Consider the following 19358-nt stretch of genomic DNA (forward strand, 5'->3'; position numbering starts at 1 on the left):
CCTCGGCCAGGTCGGTCCCGGCGACCCGGGCGATCTCCGCCGCGTACGGGCGCACCAGGGGGAGGATGCCGGTGACCAGCCGTCCGGCGGCGGCGGCGACCTCGGCCGGGTCGCCGTGGCGCAGCCCGAGGCAGAGCAGCATGTCGTCGCGGTAGCCGGGCGGGGCGACCGGGAGGTCCAGCGCGGCGGTCAGGGCCGCCCGGCGGGACACCACACGCACCGACGGGTTGGCCGGCCGCAGCACCGAGGGGCAGAGCCGGGCGAGGTCGGCCGCGGCGAGCCGGACCCCGACCGGGTCACCGGCCCAGCGGTTGGCGGCGACCTTGCCCAGCGTGGCGATCAACTCCTCCAGGCGCGGCTCGTCGGCGGGTTGGCAGAGCACGGGCAGGTCGATCCGGCGCCGCCATTCCGGCACCGCCCAGAGCAGCCGGGCCGGCGCGGTCACCGGCAGCCCGAACGCCCAGTCGGCGGGCTGGCCGAGCCTGCGCACCCAGGACCGGACGTCGCGGGCGGCCACCGAGACGTGCACGAGGCGACCGCCGAAATCGGTCAGGTACGCCCGCCGGGCGGCGTAGTGGCCGCCGCGCCGGGCAGCGGCGCGGGTTCCCGCGCCAGTGGCGGCGCGCCCTTCGTCGGCGACCACGAGCACGTCCACGTCGACGTCGCTGTGCTCGGTGGCGGCCCGCCGGGCGTGGCTGCCCCGCAGCATGATCCCGACGACCGGACGGTCGGCGGTCTGCCGCAGGCGGGCGGCCCAGTGGTCGAGGAATCCGGTGTCGGGCAACTGCGCTGGACCCACGGCGTCATGGTGCCGAGATCCGATCTTCCGGTGCCGGACTCCCTGTCCGCCACCGAGGCGTTCAGCCGGACTCCTCCTCTGCCCGCCGGTACGCGTCGATCTTGTACTCGAGGACCTTCAGGTCCTCCTCCAGCTCGGTCATCCGGGCCAGCACCCGGGCCCGGTGCGCCTCGAACAGCGCTCGGCGCGCGCCGAGCGTGCTGTCGCCGTGCCGGGCCAGCTCGGCGTAGCGGCGCATGTCGCGCACCGGCATCCCGGTGCGCCGCAGCCGGGTGAGCAGGAACAGCCAGTTGACGTCGGACTCGGTGTAGCGCCGGCGGCCCGAGGAGTCCCGTCCGACGCGGCCCACCAGGCCCTCCTGCTCGTACCAGCGCAGCGTGTAGGTGGTCAGGCCGACCCGTTCCGCCGCCTCACCCACGGTGAGGCTCATCTCCCGCGTGCTGATGTCCACGCCCTCCAGGTTTCCAGTTCGAGCGCACTCGAAGTCAAGTCCCTCATTGCCTTGCCGGCAGAATTCATCTAGCGTTGAGTTCAACGAGTGATGAATTGACGGAGGCGAGCATGGACGACGCGGTGTCGGTCCGCGAGCTGGTGGTCGACCGGGGCGGGCGGCGGGTGCTGCACGGCATCACCTGCGGGGTCCCCCGGGGCGCCGTGACCGGGCTGCTCGGGCCCAGCGGCAGCGGCAAGACCACGCTGATGCGCGCGGTGGTCGGCGTACAGACGGTCGGCTCCGGCGCGGTCGACGTGCTCGGCCGCCCGGCCGGCTCGGCCGACCTGCGCCGCCGGGTGGGCTACCTGACCCAGGCGCCGAGCGTCTACGCCGACCTGACCGTGCGGGAGAACGCCCGCTACTTCGCGGCGATCCAGGGCCGGGGCCGTGCCGAGGCCGACCGCGCGGTCACCGACGTCGGCCTGGGCAAGGCGGCCGACCAGCTCGTCGGCACGCTCTCCGGCGGCCAGCGCAGCCGCGCCTCGCTCGCCTGCGCCCTGGTCGGCGAGCCGGAGCTGGTGGTGCTGGACGAACCCACTGTCGGCCAGGACCCGGTGCTGCGCGCCGACCTGTGGGCCCGGTTCCACGCCATGGCCGCGAACGGCACCACGCTGCTGGTCTCCAGCCACGTGATGGACGAGGCCGCCCGCTGCGACCGGCTGCTGCTGATCCGCGAGGGCCGGCTGGTCGCCGACGACACCCCGGCCGCGGTCCGCGCCGCCACCGGGACCGACGACCTGGAAGAGGCGTTCCTGCGCCTGATCCGCGAGGCCGAGGGAGAGGCGCGATGAACGGACGAATCCTGGCCGCCACCACCGGGCGCATCCTGCGCCAGCTCCGGCACGACCGGCGGACCGTGGCGCTGCTCGTCGTGGTGCCGTCGGTGCTGCTCACGCTCGTCTACTTCATGTACGTCGACCAGCCCGCCCCGCCCGGCGCTCCCAGCACGTTCGACCGGGTTGCCCTGATCATGCTCGGCTTCTTCCCGTTCATCATCATGTTCCTCGTGACCAGCATCGCCATGCTCCGCGAGCGCACCACGGGCACGCTGGAGCGCCTGCTCACCACGCCGCTGGGCAAGCTCGACCTGCTCTTCGGGTACGGCATCGCGTTCGGCCTGGCCGGGGTGCTCCAGTCCACTGTCGCCTCGGTCGTCGCGTACCGGGTGTTCGGGCTGGAGACCGCCGGCAGCGCGTGGCTGGTCGTGCTGATCGCCGGGGTGAACGCGGTGCTGGCCGTGGCGCTCGGGCTGTTCTGCTCGGCGTTCGCCCGCACCGAGTTCCAGGCGGTCCAGTTCATGCCGGTGGTGGTGGCCCCGCAACTGCTGCTCTGCGGCCTGTTCGTGCCGCGCGACGAGATGGCCGGCTGGCTCCAGGCGATCAGCGACGCGCTGCCGCTGTCGTACGCGGTCGAGGCGCTGCAGGAGGTCGGCGCGCACGCCGAGCCCACCGGGACGATGTGGCGGGACGTGGCGATCGTGGCCGGGGCGGCGGTGGCGGCGCTGGTGCTGGCTGCCGCGACGCTGCGCCGGCGCAGCGGGTGAACGCGCGGCGCACCGGGCGGCGGCCCGGCACTCCGGACACCCGGGAAACCATCCTCGCCGCCGCGCGGGAGGCGTTCGCCGAGCGGGGCTTCGACGCCGCGTCGATCCGGGCCATCGCCGCCGCGGCCGGCGTGGACCCGGCGCTCGTGCACCACTACTTCGGCGGCAAGGAGGAGCTGTTCCGGGCCGCGACGGCGTTCCCGGCCGACCCGGGACGGCTGCTGCCGGCGGTGCTCACCGGCGGCCCGGACAGGGTCGGCGAGCGGATGGTCCGGGTGTTCCTGGAGGTCTGGGACTCCCCCGCCGGGAGCGCCGCGGTCGCGCTGCTGCGCTCGGCGGTCAGCAACGACTGGAGCGCCCGCCTGCTGCGCGAGTTCCTGGTCACGCAGGTGCTGCGCCGGGTGCTCGACCATCTCGACGTCGACCCGGCGCAGCGCGCGCTACGCGGCGGGCTGGTCGCCACCCAGCTCGCCGGGCTGGCCATGATGCGGTACGTGCTCCGCCTCGACGCGGTCGCCACCGCCGAGCCGGCGACGCTGGTGGCCGCCATCGGACCGACGGTTCAGCGGTACCTCACCGGCGACATCGCCTGAGCCGCCGCCGCCCCCCGCGGCGTCGACGGCGGTCCGGCCCGCCTCAGGCCGCGGCCTGGGGGCACAGCATCGGGTGCAGCAGGCGGGACAGCTCCGCCACGTCGGCCACGGGCCGCGCGAAGGCGATCCGGGCCCGCCGGGTCGCGCCGGGCCGCCCGTCCGCGACCAGCAGGCCGTACCTGTCGATCCGGACCACCCGCGGCGTCCGGTCGCCGGGCAGGTCCAGCCGCCGCCGCAGATAGTCACCGACCTGCTCGGCGTGGTGGTCGGCCAGGTCGGCCAGCAGGGCGGCCTCGACCGGGTGCAGCGGGTCCGGCTCGGCCTCGGCGAACGCCTCCGGGTCGATGCGCCGCACCCGCCCGGCGCGCTCCCAGCGGGCCTCGGCCACCTCGAAGCGGTGCAGGTGGAACCGGCGGCCCACGTCGAGCAGGTCGCCGGTGGGTTCGGTGGCGGCGAAGTCGACAGCGGCCCGGCGCGCCTCGTCCCCGTCGAGGCGGGCCGCCCAGCCGGACACCCAGGCCCGGCCGAGCGAGGGCGCGCCGGCGGTCGGCGGCAGGTCCAGCACGTCGAGCACGGTGGCCACGTCGGTGTCGCCCGGCGGCACGAGCGCGGCGGCCAGGTCGCTGACCACCGGTACGAGCAGCAGCACCCGCCCGTCCGGGTCGACGGCGTGCCGGACCTGATGCGGACCGGGCTGCCGGGCCAGGTGGACGAGGGCGGGCAACCGGCCCGCGACCAGGGTACGCACGATCTCCGCCGGGCTGGGCCGCATGATCCGCCTCCTCAAAGTAGGTAAGGCTTACCTAAGAAGCAGGCTAGACGATCGGCGACGTCGACGTGAACCACCCCCGGCCCAAGGCCCGGCTCTCCCGGGCCCTCGGCATCCCGCTCACCCGCGACGTCGGGCACGGCCACGTCACGGTCGACGGGCGCAAGGTCGACAGGCCCTCGTACCGGCTGCGGCCCGGCCGGGTGGTCGCGGTACGCGAGCGCAGCCGCGCGCTGCCAACCCTGGTGGATCCGCCACTGTCAGCGGGTCTGCTCCAGCCAGGAGGCGTACAGCAGCGCGTAGACCGAGTCGGTGTCGCGGACCAGCTCCTCGTGCGGGCCGCGCTGCACGATCCGGCCCCGGTCCACCACGATCACCTCGTCGGCCGCCTGCGCGGTGGAGAGCCGGTGCGCGATGGCGAGCGTGGTCCGCCCCCGGGTCACCGCGTCGAGCGTCCGTTGCAGGCGTACCTCGGTGGCCGGGTCGACAGCGCTCGTCGCCTCGTCGAGCACCAGCAGGTCCGGGTCGGCGACGTACGCGCGGGCCAGCGCCACGAGCTGCCGCTCGCCGACGCTGAGCGCCTCCCCGCGTTCCCCGACCGGCGTGTCCAGGCCGGACGGCAGCCCGTCCAGCCAGTCGGCCAGGCCCAGCTCGCCGAAGGCGGCGGTGAGCCGCTCGTCGGTCAGGTCGGGGCGGGCGAAGCGGACGTTCTCGCCGACCGTGGCGTCGAACAGGAAGCCGTCCTGCGGCACCATCACCACCCGGGCGCGCAGCGAGTCGAAGCGCACCTGCCGCAGGTCGACCCCGGAGAGCAGCACCGCGCCCTCGCTCGGGTCCATCAGCCGGGTGAGCAGCTTGGCGAACGTGGTCTTGCCGCTGCCGGTCTCGCCCACCACCGCCACCCGGCTCTTCGCCGGGATGTCGAGCGTGACGTCGTGCAGCACCGGCGGGCCGCCCGGATAGGCGAACGTCACACCGGCGAACCGGACGTCGAGCGGGCCGGCGGGCAGGTCCCGCCCCTGCTCGCCCGGATCGGCCACGTCCGGCGCGACGTCCAGCACGTCCAGCACCCGGCGCCAGCCGGCGATCGCGTTCTGCGCCTCGTTGAGCACCTCGGTGGCGATCTGCACCGGCTGGATGAAGAGCGTGACCAGGAACAGGAACGCGGTGAGCTGGCCGATCGACAGCGTGCCGTCGACGCCGAGGCTCACCCCGACCACCACCACGCCGGCCAGCGCCAGCCCGGCCGCCAGCTCCCCCACCGAGCTGCCCATGATGCTGATCCGGATCGCCCGCTGCTGGGCCACCCGCTGGCCGTCGATCGCCGTGTCCAGCCGCCGCGCGGTGCGCCCGGCGATCCCGTACGCCCGGATCACCGGCGCGCCCACCACGCTCTCGCCGATCGCGCCGAGCAGCGTGCCGGTGCGCTGCCGCACCAGCCCGTACGCCCCGGCGAGGCGGCGCTGCAACTGCCGGATCACCAGCACCGCCGGCGCGAACGCGACGAGCACCACGAGCGTCAACTGCCAGGAGTACGCGAGCATCACCGCTGTGGTCACCAGCAGCTGGCCCAGGTTGACGAGGAGGATCACGCCGCCCCACTGGAGGAACTGGGTGATCTGGTCGACGTCGCTGGTGACCCGGGAGACCAGCGAGCCGCGCCGCTCGGACTGCTGGTGCAGCATCGACAGGTCGTGCACGTGCCGGAACGCCCGCGTACGCACGCCGGCCAGGGCCGTCTCGCTCACAGTGAACAGCCGGCGCATCATCAGGTAGCCACAGATGGTGGTGACGACCAGCACCCCGGCGGTGATCGCCACGGTGAGCGAGATGACGTCCAGGTCGAGCCCGTCGACGATGCCGTGGTCGATGCCGCGCTGCACCGCCACCGGCACCGCGACCCGGCCGACCATGTAGACAAGCGCCAGCGCGATCGTGCCGGCGAGACCGGTGCGCAGCTCCGGGGAGAGCGCCAGCCCGCGCCGCAGCGTCTGCCAGGTGGTCTCGGCGGTCTCGGTGTTCTCCCCCGTGGTCGTACTCACCGGTCAACCTCGATCTCCAGGCCGGAGGTCATCGGCGTGACCTCGTCGTACGTCTGCTTCTGCTCGCGTTCCTGCTCGGCCTGCTCGTACGCGGTGACCAGGTCGGCGTAGCCAGGCACGGTGGCCAGCAGCTCGGTGTGGGTGCCGCGGGCGACCACCCGGCCCTGCTCCACGTAGATCACCTCGTCGGCGAGCGCGATGGTGGCCCGGCGGTACGCGACCACCAGGATCGACGCCGGGGCGCCGCCGTCGGCGGGGGCGCGCAGCCCGGCCAGGATGGCCGCCTCGACGCGCGGGTCGACAGCGCTCGTGGCGTCGTCGAGCACCAGCAGCCGGGGGCGGCCGGCGAGCGCCCGGGCCAGCGTCAGCCGCTGGCGTTGCCCGCCGGACAGCGAGGTGCCCCGCTCGCCGACCATGGTGTCCAGCCCGTCCGGCAGCGCGGCCACGAAGCCGTCCGCCTCGGCCAGCCGCAGCGCCGCCCACACCTCGTCGTCGCCGATGCCGGCGCGGTCCAGCGCGATGTTGGCCCGGACCGTGTCGTCGAAGACGAACGGCACCTGCGCCACGAGCGCCACGTTGCCGGCGAGCGAGGCGGCGGTCAGCTCCCGCACGTCCACGCCCTCCAGCGTGACCCGCCCGGCGCCCGGGTCGACCAGCCGCACTGCGAGCGAGGCGATCGTGGACTTGCCCGCTCCGGTGGGCCCCACCAGGGCGACAGTCTTCCCGGCCGGCACGGTGAACGTCACCGCGCCGAGCACCTGGGCGCCGGGCAGGTGCGCCTCGGCCGGCTCGTACGCGAAGTGCACGTCGTGGAAGGCGAGCGTGGCCGGTGTGCGGGTGGCCGGGTCGAGCGTCCTCGTGCCGTACGGCATCTCGCCCGTCGCGTCGAGCACGCGGCGGACCCGGTCCCACCCGGCGACGCTGCGCGGCAGCTCGGCCAGCACCCAGCCGATGGCGCGCACCGGGAAGGCCAGCACGGTGAACAGGAAGGCGACGCTGACCAGCTCGGTCACGGTGATCGCGCCCTGCCGCAGCCGGATCGCGCCGACCACCAGCACGGCGAGCGTGCCGAGGCTGGGCAGCGTCTCCAGCATCGGGTCGAAGACGCCGCGCAGCCGGCCGACCGAGATCAGCGCGTCCCGCAGGTCACCGGCGCGGGCCCCGAAGCGGGCGGTCTCCTGCGCCTCGCGGCCCATCGTCTTGACCACCAGCGCGCCGTCGAAGCTCTCGTGCGCGATGCCGCTGACCTCGGCGCGCAGCCGCTGCGCGCGGGCCTGGCGGGGCGCCATCCGGCGGGAGTAGACCACGTTGAGCGCGAACAGCGCGGGGAACACGGCGAGGCCGACCAGGGCCAGCGCCCAGTCGGTGAAGAACAGCGAGGCCACCGCGCCGACCAGCATCACCAGCGTGCCGACCGCGAACGGCATGGGCGCGATCGGGTACCAGGCGGCCTCCACGTCGGAGTTCGCGTTCGACAGCAGCGTGCCGGTGGAGTTGCGGTGGTGCCAGGCCAGCGGCAGCTCCAGGTAGCGGCGGGTGACCCGGCGGCGGTAGGCGGCCTGGAGCCGGTACTGCATGTAGCCGGCGCCGAGCCGCCGGGCGAAGATGCCGACGACCCGCAGCACGCTGATGCCGAACAGCGCCGTCGCGGCCAGCGCCAAGGCCCCGCGGGCCACCTCGCCGTGCTCGACCGCCGGCACGACGACATTGCCGACCACCCCGCCGACCACGTACGCGCTGGCGATCACCAGGAGGCCGAAGAGCACGCTGCCGCTGACTGCCACCGCGAAGATCCGCGGCTGTTCCCGGATGGCCTGGCCCAGCACCCGTAGCCCTCTGCCGAGGACGTCCCGACTTGTCCCGCTCGCCACGCTCTCCCCCGCCGTAAGCCGCATCTTTCTCCCCCATCCTTACCGCTCGTCGCCGGCTCCGCCGACCCGGCCGGGATATGTCCGCCGTCACGTTCCGCCCGACCTGGGCGGACAACGGCCGCTGACGCTCCCGGCCCGTCCCCGCGCCGGGCCTGGCGCGCCGAACTGCCCGCGCGGGCCTACGATCGGGCCATGCCGCGGTACGCCCGAGCGGAGCGCGAGGCGCTCGCCGACCTGATGCTGGAACTGGGACCGGACGCGCCGACCGTCAACGAGGGGTGGACCACCCGCGACCTGGCCGCGCACCTGCTGGTGCGGGAACGCCGGCCGGACGCGGCCGGCGGCATCCTGCTGCCGCCGCTGCGCGGCTACGGCGAGTCGGTGCGCCGGCGGATCGCCGCCGGGCCGTACGCCGACCTGATCGCCCGGGTCCGCCGTCCCCCGGTGTGGAGCCCGGTGAGCAACCCGCTCACCGACGAGCTGGCGAACGGGATGGAGTTCTTCATCCACCACGAGGACGTCCGCCGGGCCCGGCCGGGCTGGCAGCCGCGGAACCTGCCCGCCGGGCAGCAGGCGGTGCTCTGGAAGCGGGTCGCCCTGCTGGCCCGGATGGCGCTGCGGCGCTTCCCGGCCGAGGTGCTGGTGCAGGCACCGGGGCACGGCGAGCTGCGGGCCGGTGGCGGCGGCGAGCGGCTGCGGCTCGTCGGCGCGCCGGGGGAACTCGTGCTGTTCCTCACCGGACGGCAGCGGGTGGCCCGGGTCCAGGTGGACGGCCCGGCCGAACGCGCCGAGCGCCTGCGTAACGCCGAACTGGGCCTGTGAGCGACGTTTCCGCCCGTTCACAAGCGATCGTGGAATGTGGACACCCGGCATTCGATAACGCCCGCCGGCTCCCGTACGCTCCTGCGAACCGTCCCGACCCCGCGGGGCGGCGGACAGGGGACGACGATGCGGGACTTCGCGCTCTCGGCGTTGCACGAGCCGCCCTTTCCCTCCCGATGTCACCCGGCCACCGACGAGGTGGCCGCGCAGAGCGTCGCCTGGGTGCGCGGGTTCGGCCTGATCAAGGACCGGGCCGGCCTGCTCCGGCTGACCGGGGCCCACGCCTCGGAGCTGGCCGGACGGGCCTGCCCCGATGCCTCCCCGACCGGCCTGCGGCTGCTCACCGACCTGATCAACTGGCTGTTCGTGGTGGACGACGCCTGCGACGACGACGGGCTGGGCGCCGCACCGACAGTGCTCGCGCCCACCCTGGCGGCCCTGCTGGCGGTGCTCGACCGGCACGGTGACCCGGACGCGCCCGCGCCCACCGACGCCGGCCCGATGGGCCTGGCATTGCACGACCTGTGCCGGCGGGCCCGCGGCCGGGGGCGGCCGGCGCACCTGATGCGACTGGTGAGCCAGTTGCGGGAGTACCTGCTGGCGCTGCTCTGGGAGGCCGCGAACCGGGAGCGCCGACGCGTGCCCGGGGTCGCCGAGTACGTGCAGATGCGCCGCCACACCGGAGGCGTACGCCCCAGCTTCACGGTGACCGACCTGGCCCGCCCGTCCCTGCCGCGGCCCGACCAGCGGGCGAACCCGGCGCTCACCGCGCTGGACGCCCTCGCCACCGACCTGGTCTGCTGGTGCAACGACATGTTCTCCTACGGCAAGGAGCGGGGCGTCGCCCCGGAGGCGCACAACCTGGTGACCACCATCGCGGGCGAGACCGGGAAGGACGAGTCGGCGGCGTTGAACGCGGCGGCGAACTGCTTCAACACGGCCCTCGCCTCGTACGCGGAGCGGGACGCGGCGTTGAGCGCCGGGGCCGACGAGGGGATGCGGGCGTTCCTGGACACCCGCCGGGACTGGGTCCGGGCCACCTACGACTGGTCCCGCGCCGCCAGCCGGTACGCCTGATCCGGTTCCAGAAGTCGGGACCGGTGGCGACTCGGCCGATCAGGGCTAGCCGCTGGCCGGGTGCAGGCAATACCCTTCGGTAACCGCAGATCGACGTGACCCCCGTCACGTCCCTCCACCCCTGAAGGCGGCTACAGCGATGGCTCTCGATGTACCGTACCGTTCCGTACCCGACATGTTCCTCAAGCGCGTGGCGGATTCCCCCGACCGGCAGGCGTTCGCCCACCCCGCACCCGACGACTCGGGCCCGGTCTGGCTGACGTGGGAGCAGGTCGGGCAGCGCGCGAAGGCGATCGCCGCCGGGTTGCACGGGCTCGGTGTCGGCCTGGAGAACCCGGTGGCGATCCTGGCCAACACCCGGCTGGACTGGGTGCTGGCCGACTTCGGCATCATGTGCGCCGGCGGGGCCACCACCACCGTCTACCCGACCACCGAGCCCGACGAAGCGGTCTTCATCATCGCCGACTCCGGCTCGAAGGTGCTGTTCGCGGAGAACCCGGCCCAGGCGGCGAAGATCGCCGGGGCGGACCTGCCCGCGCTGACCCACGTGGTGCTCTTCGACGGCTCGCCCGATCCGGCCGCCGCCGTCCCGCAGCTCACCCTGGCCGAACTGGAGGAGCGCGGCGCCGCCGCGTTGAGCGCCGAGCCCGACCTGATCGACATGCTCGTCGGCGGCATCGGCCCGGACCACCTGGCGACGCTCATCTACACCTCGGGCACCACCGGCCGCCCGAAGGGCGTGGAGCTACTGCACGGCGGCTGGTGCTGGGAGGGCGTGGCGCAGGCCGAGCTCGGCCTGCTGCGAACCGACGACCTGCAGTACCTGTGGCTGCCGCTGTCGCACTCGTTCGGCAAGACGCTGCTCTGCGGCGCCACCCACGTCGGCCTGCCCACGTACGTCGACGGCCGGGTGGACAAGCTGGTCGACCTGCTCGGCGTGGTCCGGCCGACGCTGATGTGCGGCGCGCCCCGGGTCTTCGAGAAGGTCTACAACAAGGCGGTCACCACCGCGCAGGGCGCGGGCGGCGCGAAGGCCAAGATCTTCGCGTGGGGCGTCGCGGTCGGCAAGGAGAAGGTGGCGCTGGAGCAGGCAGGCAAGCCGGTGCCGGCCGGGCTGCGGATGAAGTACGCGCTGGCCGAGAAGCTGGTGTTCAGCAAGCTGCAGGCCCGGCTCGGCGGCCGGATGCGGGTGCTGGTCTCCGGCGCGGCGCCGCTGAGCCAGGAGATCGCGACCTTCTTCGCCGCCGCCAACCTGCCCATCTCCGAGGGCTACGGCCTGACCGAGACCAGCGCCGGCGCGTTCGTCAACCCGCCCGACGGGTTGAAGATCGGCAGCGTGGGCCGGGCCATGGGTGACCTGGAGTGCCGGATCGACAGCGACGGCGAGGTCCTCATGCGGGGCAAGCCGGTCATGCGGGGTTACCACAACCTGCCGGAGGAGACCGCCGCCGCGTTCACCGAGGACGGCTTCTTCCGCACCGGTGACATCGGCACGCTCGACTCCGACGGCTACCTGCGCATCACCGACCGGAAGAAGGACCTGGTCAAGACGTCCGGCGGCAAGTACGTCGCGCCGTCGCACATCGAGGGCATGTTCAAGGCGGTCTGCCCGTACACCTCGCAGGCAGTGGTGATCGGCCAGGCGCGCAACTACTGCACCATGCTCGTCACGCTGGACCCGGACGCGATCAAGGCCTGGGCCGCCGGCACCCCGCTGGAGGGCAGCGACTACACCACGATCGTCACCTCGCCGCAGGCGCGGGAGATGGTCGAGGGCTACGTGGCCGAGCTCAACGCCAAGCTCAACCGCTGGGAGACGATCAAGAAGGTGTCGATCCTCCCCCGTGACCTCACCATCGAGGACGGCGAGGTCACGCCGTCGCTGAAGATCAAGCGTCGCAGCGTGGAGACGAACTTCGCCTCCGAGATCGACAAGATGTACGAGGGCACGCTCGCCGAGCTGTAGCCCGCACCGCCAGTCGGTAGCGCCGGCCGTGCCCCACCGTCCCGGGGCACGGCCGCGTGCCGTTCAGAGGTGCTGCTGCCGCCAATGGCTCTGCTCGGCCTCGGCGGCGATCTGCTCCTCCAGCGCGAGCTGGCGTACCCGGCGCCGGTGACCGTTCTCGCCCCGGGTCTCCCAGGCCACGCCCGCGGCGGTGAGCACCGCCAGCACGACGAGCGCGTTCAGCTCGTGCAGCGGGGCGACGGCCGGGACGGCGGCGACGAGCAGCAGCACCGTCACCAGCAGCGGCGGCCGCACCCGGCGGTCCGCCAGCCACCAGCACGCGGCGATGCTGAGCAGGTAGAGCCCGACGCCGCCGAACAGGATCCCGGCCCAGAAGGTGCCCAGCGGCGGGCCCCACGCGGGCGTCGCCGGTGAGGTCGCCTCGGCCAGCAGGTCCTTGAGGCCGAGGGCGAAGAGGATGATCCCGGCGACCATCGGCAGGTGCAGGAACGTGTAGACGGTACGGGCCAGCCGCAGCCGCGCGGCCCGGTCCCGGGCCTGGTGCAGCGCCTGTTCCAGCGCGAACGACAGCGTGTCGAAGTACGCCCACCACAGCGTCGCCACGATCACCACGCCGAGCAGCGCGGCGACCGCGACCGGGCCGGTGAGCGGCAGCCCGCGCTTCGGGCCGAGCCCGAGCGCGATGAGCGACTCGCCGAGCGCGACGAGCACGATCAGCGCGTGCCGTTCCGCCCAGTGCCCGGCCGAGACGACCACCCACCACTGCTGGCCCAGGATCGCCCCGCTGAGGTATTCGACGAGCAGCGCCAGCGTCCAGAGCGCCAGTTGCAGCCCCACCGCGAACCGCTCCTGCGCCAGCCGGCCGGGAAGGATGCCGGCGACGACCAGCAGCGCCGTGGCCACCGTCGGGGCCAGGAAGCGGATCCGCAGCCCCCGGCGCCGGGCCGGGTCGGCACGGTCGGCCCAGGCGAAGACGGTGAGCTGGGCCGTCCGGATCACGAAGTAGCACCCGGCGAAGACGAGCGGCCCGGGCAGCCAGCCGCCGCGGTTGGCGAACGCGCTGGGTGTGCTGAGCACGAGCAGGAACGTCGCCGCCACGGTGACGACGCCGACCAGCGGCAGCACCCCCTGGTCGGCGCGGAAGGCGTTGCCCATCCGCGCGAAGCCGGTCCACGACCACCAGAGCAATGCCAGCACCAGCAGGAAGCGGTAGAGGTTGACCGGCGTGAGCACCGAGGCGGTGAGCGTGGTGACGCTCAGGAACGCGAAGACGAAGACCAGGTCGTAGAAGAGCTCCAGGCGGGTGGTGCGGGAGCCCGGCGCGCTGCGCCGCACCGTCCACGACCACCGGACCCCGCCCCCGTTCCCCACTCGGGCAGTCTGCGGTCGCCGTCCCGCCCGGAGCCGGGGTTCGGAGCTTCACCACCGGATCGGGCGGGCGCGCCGGGTCAGGCGATGACGCCGGCCTCGCGCCACTGCGGGCGGCCGGCCCGGTCCAGGTCGTAGCGCACCGCGGCGAGCCGGCCCACCGCCTCCACCAGCTCCTCGGCGGGCAGGGTGAAGGGCAGACGCAGGAAGCGCTCAAGCGTCCCGTCCAGGCCGAACCGGGGTCCGGGCGCCAGCCGTACGCCGACTTCCTCGGCGGCCCGGGCCAGCGCGCTGGAGATCGGGCCGTCCAGCTCGGCCCAGAGCGTCACGCCGCCGCGCGGCACCGTGACCCGCCAGTCGGGCAGCTGCTCGGCGAGCGCCGCGACCAGGGCGTCCCGCTGGGCGGCGAGCTGGGCGCGGCGGGCGGCCACGATGGCGGGCGCCTCGGCGAGCAGGTGCACGGCGACGAGCTGGTCGAGCACCGGGCTGGCCATGTCCACCCCGACCCGGGCCGCGGCCAGCCGCTGCACCTGGGGCGCGGAGGCGCGGACCCAGCCGATCCGCAGCCCGCCCCAGTAGGGCTTGCTCATCCCGCCGATGCTGATCACCCGGGAGTGCCTGTCGAAGACCGCCACGGGTGGCGGCAGCGGGGTGTCGTCCAGCGGCAGGTCGACGAAGGACTCGTCGACGACGAGGTCGGTGCCGGCCGCGTGGGCCGCGCCGACCAGCCGTTCGCGCAGGTCGGCCGCCATCAGGTGACCGGTCGGGTTGTGGAACTCCGGGATCACGTACGCGAGCTTCGGCCGGGTCTGCCGGATGCTGCCGAGCAGCAGCTCGGCGTCCCAGCCCTCGTCGGACAGGCCGTGGGTGGCGATCCGGGCCCGCCGGGCGGACAGCGCGGCCAGGGCGTTGGGGTAGGTGGGTGACTCGACGAGCACCGCGCCGCCGGGCGACAGGGCCAGCCGCAGCACCAGGTCCAGCGCGTGCTGGGTGCCGCTGGTGACCATGATCTGCTCCGGGCTGGTGGGCAGACCGCGCTCGGTGTACCCGCGGGCCACCGCCTCCCGCAGCTCGATGATGCCGGTCGGGTGGTAGCCGGCGCCGCCCAGGTAGCGGGGCAGGTCCTCGGCGGCCGCCCGGGCGGCCGGGACGAGCTGCGGCGGCGCGGACAGCGCGGCCACGCCGAGGTCGATCATGTCGCGGTCGTCCAGCGGCGTCCACAGCCCGGTGCTGGCCACCCGGTGGCCGCCGGGCAGCATGGTCCAGCTCCCGGCGCCCCGGCGGCTGGCCAGGTGGCCGCTCTCCCGCAGTTCCCGGTACGCGGCGGTGACAGTGGTCCGGCTGATCCGCAGCGCCTCGGCCAGTTCCCGCTCGGCCGGCAGGCGTACCCCCAGCGGCAGCCGGCCGTCGGCGAGCAGGCCCCGGACGGCGGCGGCGAGCGCGGCGTAGTCGGGGCTCCGCCGGCGGCCCGGCAATGCGTGCCACTGGCCGAGGAGTCGCGCCAATTGGACGCCGCGCACCTGGCTGGTCATGGCCACACCTCCAGAATTGGCCCCCTTGCGGCCTGCAATTGGCCCCTAGGGTGGCATGCATGGCACCGCTTGGCAATCTCGGGCACCGCCCGGCGCGACGACTCACCCAGCTCTACGCCGGGCTCGTCCTGTACGGCCTCAGCATGGCGCTGATGATCCGCTCGGAGCTGGGACTGGACCCGTGGGACGTGTTCCACCAGGGGCTCTCCCGGCAGACCGGTCTCTCCTTCGGCACCGTCACCATCGCCGTCGGCGCTCTCGTCCTGCTGCTCTGGATCCCGCTGCGGCAGCGGCCCGGCCTCGGCACGGTCAGCAACGTCGTGGCCATCGGGCTGGTCGTCGACGCCACGCTCGCCGTGCTGCCGCCCGGTGACGGCATGCCGGCGCGCACCGCGATGCTGGTGGCCGGGATCGTCGCCAACGGCGCCGCCACCGGGCTCTACCTCGGCGCCGGGCTCGGCCCCGGACCCCGCGACGGTCTGATGACCGGCTTCGTCGCCCGCCATCCCCGCTTCTCGGTCCGGCTGGTCCGCACGAGCATCGAGATCACCGTGCTGGGCCTCGGCTGGCTGCTCGGCGGGACCGTCGGTCTCGGCACCGTGGCGTACGCGCTGACCATCGGCCCGCTCGCCCAGTTCTTCATCCCGGTCTTCGCGCTGCCCGCGCGGCCGCCGAGCGGCGCCTACGCTACGTGATCAGCGCCGGGCCGACCGCCACGGCCCGAGGCGCTCCGCAACGCGCTGAGCTGCGGTGACACAGAACAGCGAAACCAGGTGTTTCCTCCGCCGTCGCGGCCGGGCATCATTCCTGCATGGGGGAGAACGGATGGCGTTGGAGCGACGCCTGGATCTTCGTCGCGTTGGTCATCGCCAGTGGCGCCGGCCGGCACCGGCGGTCCGCGTCGACACGCCGCCCTGAAGGCGTGCGGCTGGCTGACGTCCTCTCCACAGCCGACCACCTCAACCAGGCCATCCCCGAGCGGCACGAGGTGGAGGGCGCGGTCCGGCGGCTCGTCGGCGCGGGCCTGGTCAGCGTCTCCGACGGCTGGTTCCGGGTCACCCCGGACGGTGAGCGGCTCTGGCGCACCCGTCCCAGCGCCGGGCTCGGCACCACTGTGGACACGGTGCAGGGCGTGCTGACCCGCCGGCACCCGCCCGGCGAATCCGAGTGGCAGCTCGACGAGGACGACCACGCCGCCGCCGTGCAGGAGTACGTGGTCCGCTCGATCCCGATGCCGCGCCGCTCCCCCGAGGGGCGCTCCGGCCGGCAGTGACCGCCCGCCTCAGCGCACCGGGTGCCCGGCGCCGCGCAGCGCGTCCTTGACCTGGCCGACGGTCAGCTCGCCGAAGTGGAAGACGCTCGCGGCGAGCACCGCGTCCGCACCCGCGCCGACGGCCGGCGGGAAGTGCGCCACCTCGCCCGCGCCGCCGCTGGCGATCACCGGCACGTCGACCACCTCCCGCACCGCCTGGATCAGCGGCAGGTCGAACCCGGCCTTGGTGCCGTCGGCGTCCATCGAGTTGAGCAGGATCTCACCCGCGCCCAGCTCGGCGCCGCGCGCCGCCCACTCGACCGCGTCCAGGCCGGTGCCGCGCCGCCCACCATGCGTGGTCACCTCGAAGCCGCTCGGCGTCGTGCCGTCCGCGGCGCGGCGCACGTCCAGCGAGAGCACGAGCACCTGGCGGCCGAACCGGTCGGCGATCTCGGCGATCAGCTCCGGGCGGGCGATGGCGGCGGTGTTCACGCCCACCTTGTCCGCCCCGGCCCGCAGCAGCGTGTCGACGTCGGCGACCTGACGGACGCCACCGCCCACCGTGAGCGGGATGAAGACCGACTCGGCGGTACGTCGCACCACGTCGAGCATGGTGCCCCGGTCGCTCGACGAGGCGGTGACGTCGAGGAAGGTCAGCTCGTCCGCGCCGGCCCGGTCGTACGCCGCCGCCAGCTCCACCGGGTCGCCCGCGTCGCGCAGGTCGAGGAAGTTGACTCCCTTGACCACGCGCCCGGCGTCCACGTCCAGACACGGGATGACCCGTACCGCCACCGTCATGCCCCGAGCCTAGCCAACGCGCGGGCGGTGGTGACCGGCCGGTGAGGCCGGTCACCACCGCCCGTGGTGGTGTGCGTTCGCGCCGGTCAGAGACGAACCAGCATCTTGCCGAGGTTCTCGCCGCGCAGCAGGCCGAGGAACGCCTCGGGGGCCTGCTCGATGCCGTCGATCACCGTCTCGTCGTACGACAGCCGGCCCTCGCGCAGCCAGCCCGCCACCTCCTGCACGAACTGCTCCCGCAGGTGACCGTGGTCACTGACGAGGAAGCCGCGCAGCGTCAGGCGCTTGCCGATCACCAGCGCCAGGTTGCGCGGGGCGGCCGGCGGCTCGGTGGCGTTGTACTGCGCGATCATGCCGCAGATGGCGGCCCGGCCGTGCAGGTTCATCGCCCCGATCGCGGCCTCCAGGTGATCGCCGCCGACGTTGTCGAAGTACACGTCGACACCGTCCGGGGCGGCCGCCCTGAGCTGCTTGGACACCGGGCCGTCGTGATAGTCGAACGCGGCGTCGAAGCCGAGCGCGGTGAGCCGCTCGACCTTGGCCCGGGAGCCGGCGCTGCCGATCACCCGGCCGGCGCCGCGCAGCTTCGCGATCTGACCGACCATGCTGCCCACCGCGCCGGCCGCGCCGGAGACGAAGACGGTCTCCCCCGGCTTCATGGCGGCCACGTCCAGCAGCCCGGCGTACGCGGTCAGCCCGGTCATGCCGAGCACGCCCAGGTACGCGGTCACCGGCGCCAGGTCGGGGTCGACCTTGCGCGCGCCCCGGGCGTCCACGAGCGCGTACTCACGCCAGCCGAGCCCGTGCAGCACGACGTCGCCGGGCTTGACGCCCCCGGCCTCGCCGGCCACCACCTCACCGATCGCGCCCCCGTCGAGCGGGGCGTCGAGCGCGAACGGCGGCACGTACGACTTGACGTCGTTCATCCGCCCGCGCATGTACGGGTCGACGGACATGAACCGGTTGCGGACCACGACCTGGCCCGGGCCCGGCGTCGGCACCTCGGTGGTGACCAGCCGGAAGTTCTCCGGAGTCGGCCAGCCGTCCGGCCGGGACACCAGGTGGATCTCCCGGTTCACCGCGCCCTCGCTCATCGGGCCTCGCGGACCGTGCGGGTGACCTCGACGTTGCCACGGGTCGCGTTGGAGTAGGGGCAGACCTGGTGGGCCGCGTCGACGAGCTGCTCGGCGGCCGCGCGCTCGACCGCGGGCAGGTCCACCACGAGCGTCACGGCCAGGCCGAATCCGCCGCTGCCGTTCGGGCCGATGCCCACCTCGGCCTCGACGACCGAGCCGGAGACGTCCGCCTTGGCCTTGCGGGCGACCACGCGCAGCGCGGAGTGGAAGCAGGCCGCGTAGCCGGCCGCGAAGAGCTGCTCCGGGTTGGCCGCGCCGCCGGCGCCGCCCATCTCCTTCGGTACGGCGAGGTCCAGCTCGACGGTGCCGTCGGAGGTGCGGACGTGACCGTCGCGGCCGTCGCCGGTGGCGCGGGCGGAGGCGGTGTAGAGCACCTGCATGTCACTGCTCCTTCTGTCGGTGGATCGTCTCGGTGACCCGGGTGAGGATGCCGTGGAGGAAGACCAGTTCGGCCTCGGTGAGCCCGGTGGCGGTGGCCACCTGCCGCGGCACGTCGCACATCCGCTCCCGCAGGGCCCGGCCCTGGTCGGTGAGGCCCACCTCGACCCGGCGCTCATCGGCGGCCGAGCGGGTACGCACCACCAGCCCGGCCGCCTCCAGCCGCTTGAGCAGCGGGGAGAGCGTGCCGGAGTCGAGCCGGAGCGCAGCGCCGAGCTCGGAGACCGTGGGGGCGTCGTCGTCGCGCTCCCAGAGCACCAGCAGCACCAGGTACTGCGGGTAGGTCAGGCCGTGCTCGTCGAGGATGGGCCGGTAGACGTCGGTCAGGGCGCGCGACGCCGCGTAGAGGGCAAAGCACACCTGCCGGCGCAGCACCAGATCATCGGTCACCGTGAAACCGTAGCGCACAATTAAGTTGTGCACAACCGATCGGCGCGCGGTCCGGGGCGGGCGACGCGCCCCGGAACCGTCAGCCGGCGGGTAGGTACGCCTCCAGCTCGACCTCGACCAGCAGGTCCGGGTCGATCAGCCCGGCCACCACCACCATCGTCGCCACCGGGCGCACCGGACCGAACACCGCGTTGTGCGCCCGGCCCACCTCGTCGGCGTAGATCCGGTCGGTCACGTACATCCGGGTCCGCACCACGTCGCCCGGCCCGGCGCCGACCTCGGCCAGCGCGTCCAGGCCGATCCGGATCGCCTGCGCGGTCTGCGCCGCCGCGTCGCCCGCGTGCGCCACCCGGCCGTCCACAGTAGAGGTGCAGCCGGCCGTGATCGCCAGCGAACCGGCCCGGACCACCCGCGAGTAGCCGTACAGCGCCTCCCACGGGCCGCCCGATCCGAGCCGGGTAACCACCCC

The 19358-nt window shown here is 74.1% G+C and carries 19 protein-coding genes and 2 pseudogenes; 9 read left to right on the top strand and 12 right to left on the bottom strand.

The features are described from left to right. Nucleotides 1-73 precede the first annotated feature (73 nt). A pseudogene (locus tag FHU28_RS32855) lies at nucleotides 74-709 on the bottom strand (phosphoribosyl-AMP cyclohydrolase); the annotation flags it as partial. A 151-nt stretch (nucleotides 710-860) separates the two neighbouring features. Next, nucleotides 861-1250, bottom strand: coding sequence for a MerR family transcriptional regulator (locus FHU28_RS25240; RefSeq protein ID WP_184686884.1), 390 nt, complete (start codon nucleotides 1248-1250; stop codon nucleotides 861-863). A 110-nt stretch (nucleotides 1251-1360) separates the two neighbouring features. Here FHU28_RS25240 and FHU28_RS25245 point away from each other — a divergent pair, with 110 nt between their 5' ends. The 3 genes from FHU28_RS25245 to FHU28_RS25255 are packed head-to-tail and all read left to right on the top strand — an operon-like array spanning nucleotide 1361 to nucleotide 3428. Continuing rightward, nucleotides 1361-2083 carry an ABC transporter ATP-binding protein gene (locus tag FHU28_RS25245; RefSeq protein ID WP_184686885.1) on the top strand — a complete coding sequence of 241 codons (723 nt, stop codon included), beginning with the start codon at nucleotides 1361-1363 and terminating at the stop codon, nucleotides 2081-2083. Further along, nucleotides 2080-2835: an ABC transporter permease gene (locus FHU28_RS25250; protein ID WP_184686886.1), complete on the top strand. Its 756-nt coding sequence runs from the start codon at nucleotides 2080-2082 to the stop codon at nucleotides 2833-2835. Before FHU28_RS25245 ends, FHU28_RS25250 begins: the two co-directional genes overlap by 4 nt. Then, nucleotides 2832-3428, top strand: coding sequence for a TetR/AcrR family transcriptional regulator (locus FHU28_RS25255; RefSeq protein WP_184686887.1), 597 nt, complete (start codon nucleotides 2832-2834; stop codon nucleotides 3426-3428). Before FHU28_RS25250 ends, FHU28_RS25255 begins: the two co-directional genes overlap by 4 nt. Nucleotides 3429-3471: 43 nt before the next feature. Here the strand turns inward: FHU28_RS25255 and FHU28_RS25260 are convergent, their stop codons facing one another. Next, complete coding sequence (locus FHU28_RS25260; protein ID WP_184686888.1) at nucleotides 3472-4200, bottom strand: DUF2470 domain-containing protein; 729 nt, start codon at nucleotides 4198-4200, stop codon at nucleotides 3472-3474. Between the two features lie 128 nt (nucleotides 4201-4328). Here FHU28_RS25260 and FHU28_RS32315 point away from each other — a divergent pair. After that, nucleotides 4329-4431: pseudogene (locus tag FHU28_RS32315) on the top strand (S4 domain-containing protein); the annotation flags it as partial. A 26-nt stretch (nucleotides 4432-4457) separates the two neighbouring features. Here FHU28_RS32315 and FHU28_RS25270 read toward each other — a convergent pair. After that, on the bottom strand, nucleotides 4458-6239 hold the full coding sequence (locus FHU28_RS25270) for an ABC transporter ATP-binding protein (RefSeq protein ID WP_184686889.1): 1782 nt from the start codon (nucleotides 6237-6239) through the stop codon (nucleotides 4458-4460). Beyond that, a complete protein-coding gene (locus tag FHU28_RS25275; RefSeq protein ID WP_221453290.1) occupies nucleotides 6236-8134 on the bottom strand; it encodes an ABC transporter ATP-binding protein in 1899 nt (632 codons plus the stop codon). The genes FHU28_RS25270 and FHU28_RS25275 overlap by 4 nt, the downstream gene beginning before the upstream one ends. Nucleotides 8135-8302: 168 nt before the next feature. Here FHU28_RS25275 and FHU28_RS25280 point away from each other — a divergent pair, with 168 nt between their 5' ends. The 3 genes from FHU28_RS25280 (at nucleotide 8303) to FHU28_RS25290 (ending at nucleotide 11975) form a co-directional block, all read left to right on the top strand. Beyond that, the gene (locus FHU28_RS25280) at nucleotides 8303-8932 is read left to right on the top strand and encodes a TIGR03085 family metal-binding protein (protein WP_073830975.1); all 630 of its coding nucleotides are present in this window, start codon (nucleotides 8303-8305) and stop codon (nucleotides 8930-8932) included. Nucleotides 8933-9058: 126 nt separating this feature from the next. Continuing rightward, nucleotides 9059-10009 (top strand): terpene synthase family protein, encoded by a 951-nt coding sequence (locus FHU28_RS25285; protein ID WP_184686890.1) that lies wholly within the window; start codon nucleotides 9059-9061, stop codon nucleotides 10007-10009. Between the two features lie 139 nt (nucleotides 10010-10148). Then, nucleotides 10149-11975: an AMP-dependent synthetase/ligase gene (locus tag FHU28_RS25290; RefSeq protein ID WP_184686891.1), complete on the top strand. Its 1827-nt coding sequence runs from the start codon at nucleotides 10149-10151 to the stop codon at nucleotides 11973-11975. 63 nt (nucleotides 11976-12038) lie between these two features. Here the strand turns inward: FHU28_RS25290 and FHU28_RS25295 are convergent, their stop codons facing one another. Together FHU28_RS25295 and yczR are read right to left on the bottom strand one after the other, a co-directional pair. Next, on the bottom strand, nucleotides 12039-13310 hold the full coding sequence (locus FHU28_RS25295) for a low temperature requirement protein A (RefSeq protein ID WP_184689894.1): 1272 nt from the start codon (nucleotides 13308-13310) through the stop codon (nucleotides 12039-12041). Nucleotides 13311-13423: 113 nt separating this feature from the next. Beyond that, nucleotides 13424-14875, bottom strand: coding sequence for a MocR-like transcription factor YczR (gene yczR, locus FHU28_RS25300; RefSeq protein WP_184686892.1), 1452 nt, complete (start codon nucleotides 14873-14875; stop codon nucleotides 13424-13426). 59 nt (nucleotides 14876-14934) lie between these two features. Between yczR and yczE the strand changes: the two genes are divergently transcribed. After that, a complete protein-coding gene (yczE, locus tag FHU28_RS25305) occupies nucleotides 14935-15570 on the top strand; it encodes a membrane protein YczE (protein WP_184686893.1) in 636 nt (211 codons plus the stop codon). A 116-nt stretch (nucleotides 15571-15686) separates the two neighbouring features. Next, entirely contained in the window at nucleotides 15687-16148 is a 462-nt protein-coding gene (locus tag FHU28_RS25310) for a hypothetical protein (RefSeq protein WP_073830981.1), read from the top strand. Nucleotides 16149-16157: 9 nt separating this feature from the next. Here FHU28_RS25310 and hisF read toward each other — a convergent pair whose 3' ends face one another. The 5 genes from hisF to FHU28_RS25335 form a co-directional block, all read right to left on the bottom strand. Further along, nucleotides 16158-16925, bottom strand: a complete 768-nt coding sequence (hisF, locus tag FHU28_RS25315; RefSeq protein ID WP_184686894.1) for an imidazole glycerol phosphate synthase subunit HisF — start codon at nucleotides 16923-16925, stop codon at nucleotides 16158-16160. An 86-nt stretch (nucleotides 16926-17011) separates the two neighbouring features. Next, entirely contained in the window at nucleotides 17012-18019 is a 1008-nt protein-coding gene (locus FHU28_RS25320) for an NADP-dependent oxidoreductase (protein WP_184686895.1), read from the bottom strand. Further along, nucleotides 18016-18441, bottom strand: coding sequence for an organic hydroperoxide resistance protein (locus FHU28_RS25325; RefSeq protein WP_064445243.1), 426 nt, complete (start codon nucleotides 18439-18441; stop codon nucleotides 18016-18018). The genes FHU28_RS25320 and FHU28_RS25325 overlap by 4 nt, the downstream gene beginning before the upstream one ends. Before the next feature lies 1 nt (nucleotide 18442). After that, nucleotides 18443-18889 (bottom strand): MarR family winged helix-turn-helix transcriptional regulator, encoded by a 447-nt coding sequence (locus FHU28_RS25330; RefSeq protein ID WP_184686896.1) that lies wholly within the window; start codon nucleotides 18887-18889, stop codon nucleotides 18443-18445. 79 nt (nucleotides 18890-18968) lie between these two features. After that, the gene (locus tag FHU28_RS25335) at nucleotides 18969-19355 is read right to left on the bottom strand and encodes a RidA family protein (RefSeq protein WP_311773648.1); all 387 of its coding nucleotides are present in this window, start codon (nucleotides 19353-19355) and stop codon (nucleotides 18969-18971) included. Nucleotides 19356-19358: the final 3 nt, after the last annotated feature.

This window comes from Micromonospora echinospora (assembly GCF_014203425.1).
GTDB lineage: Bacteria > Actinomycetota > Actinomycetes > Mycobacteriales > Micromonosporaceae > Micromonospora > Micromonospora echinospora_A.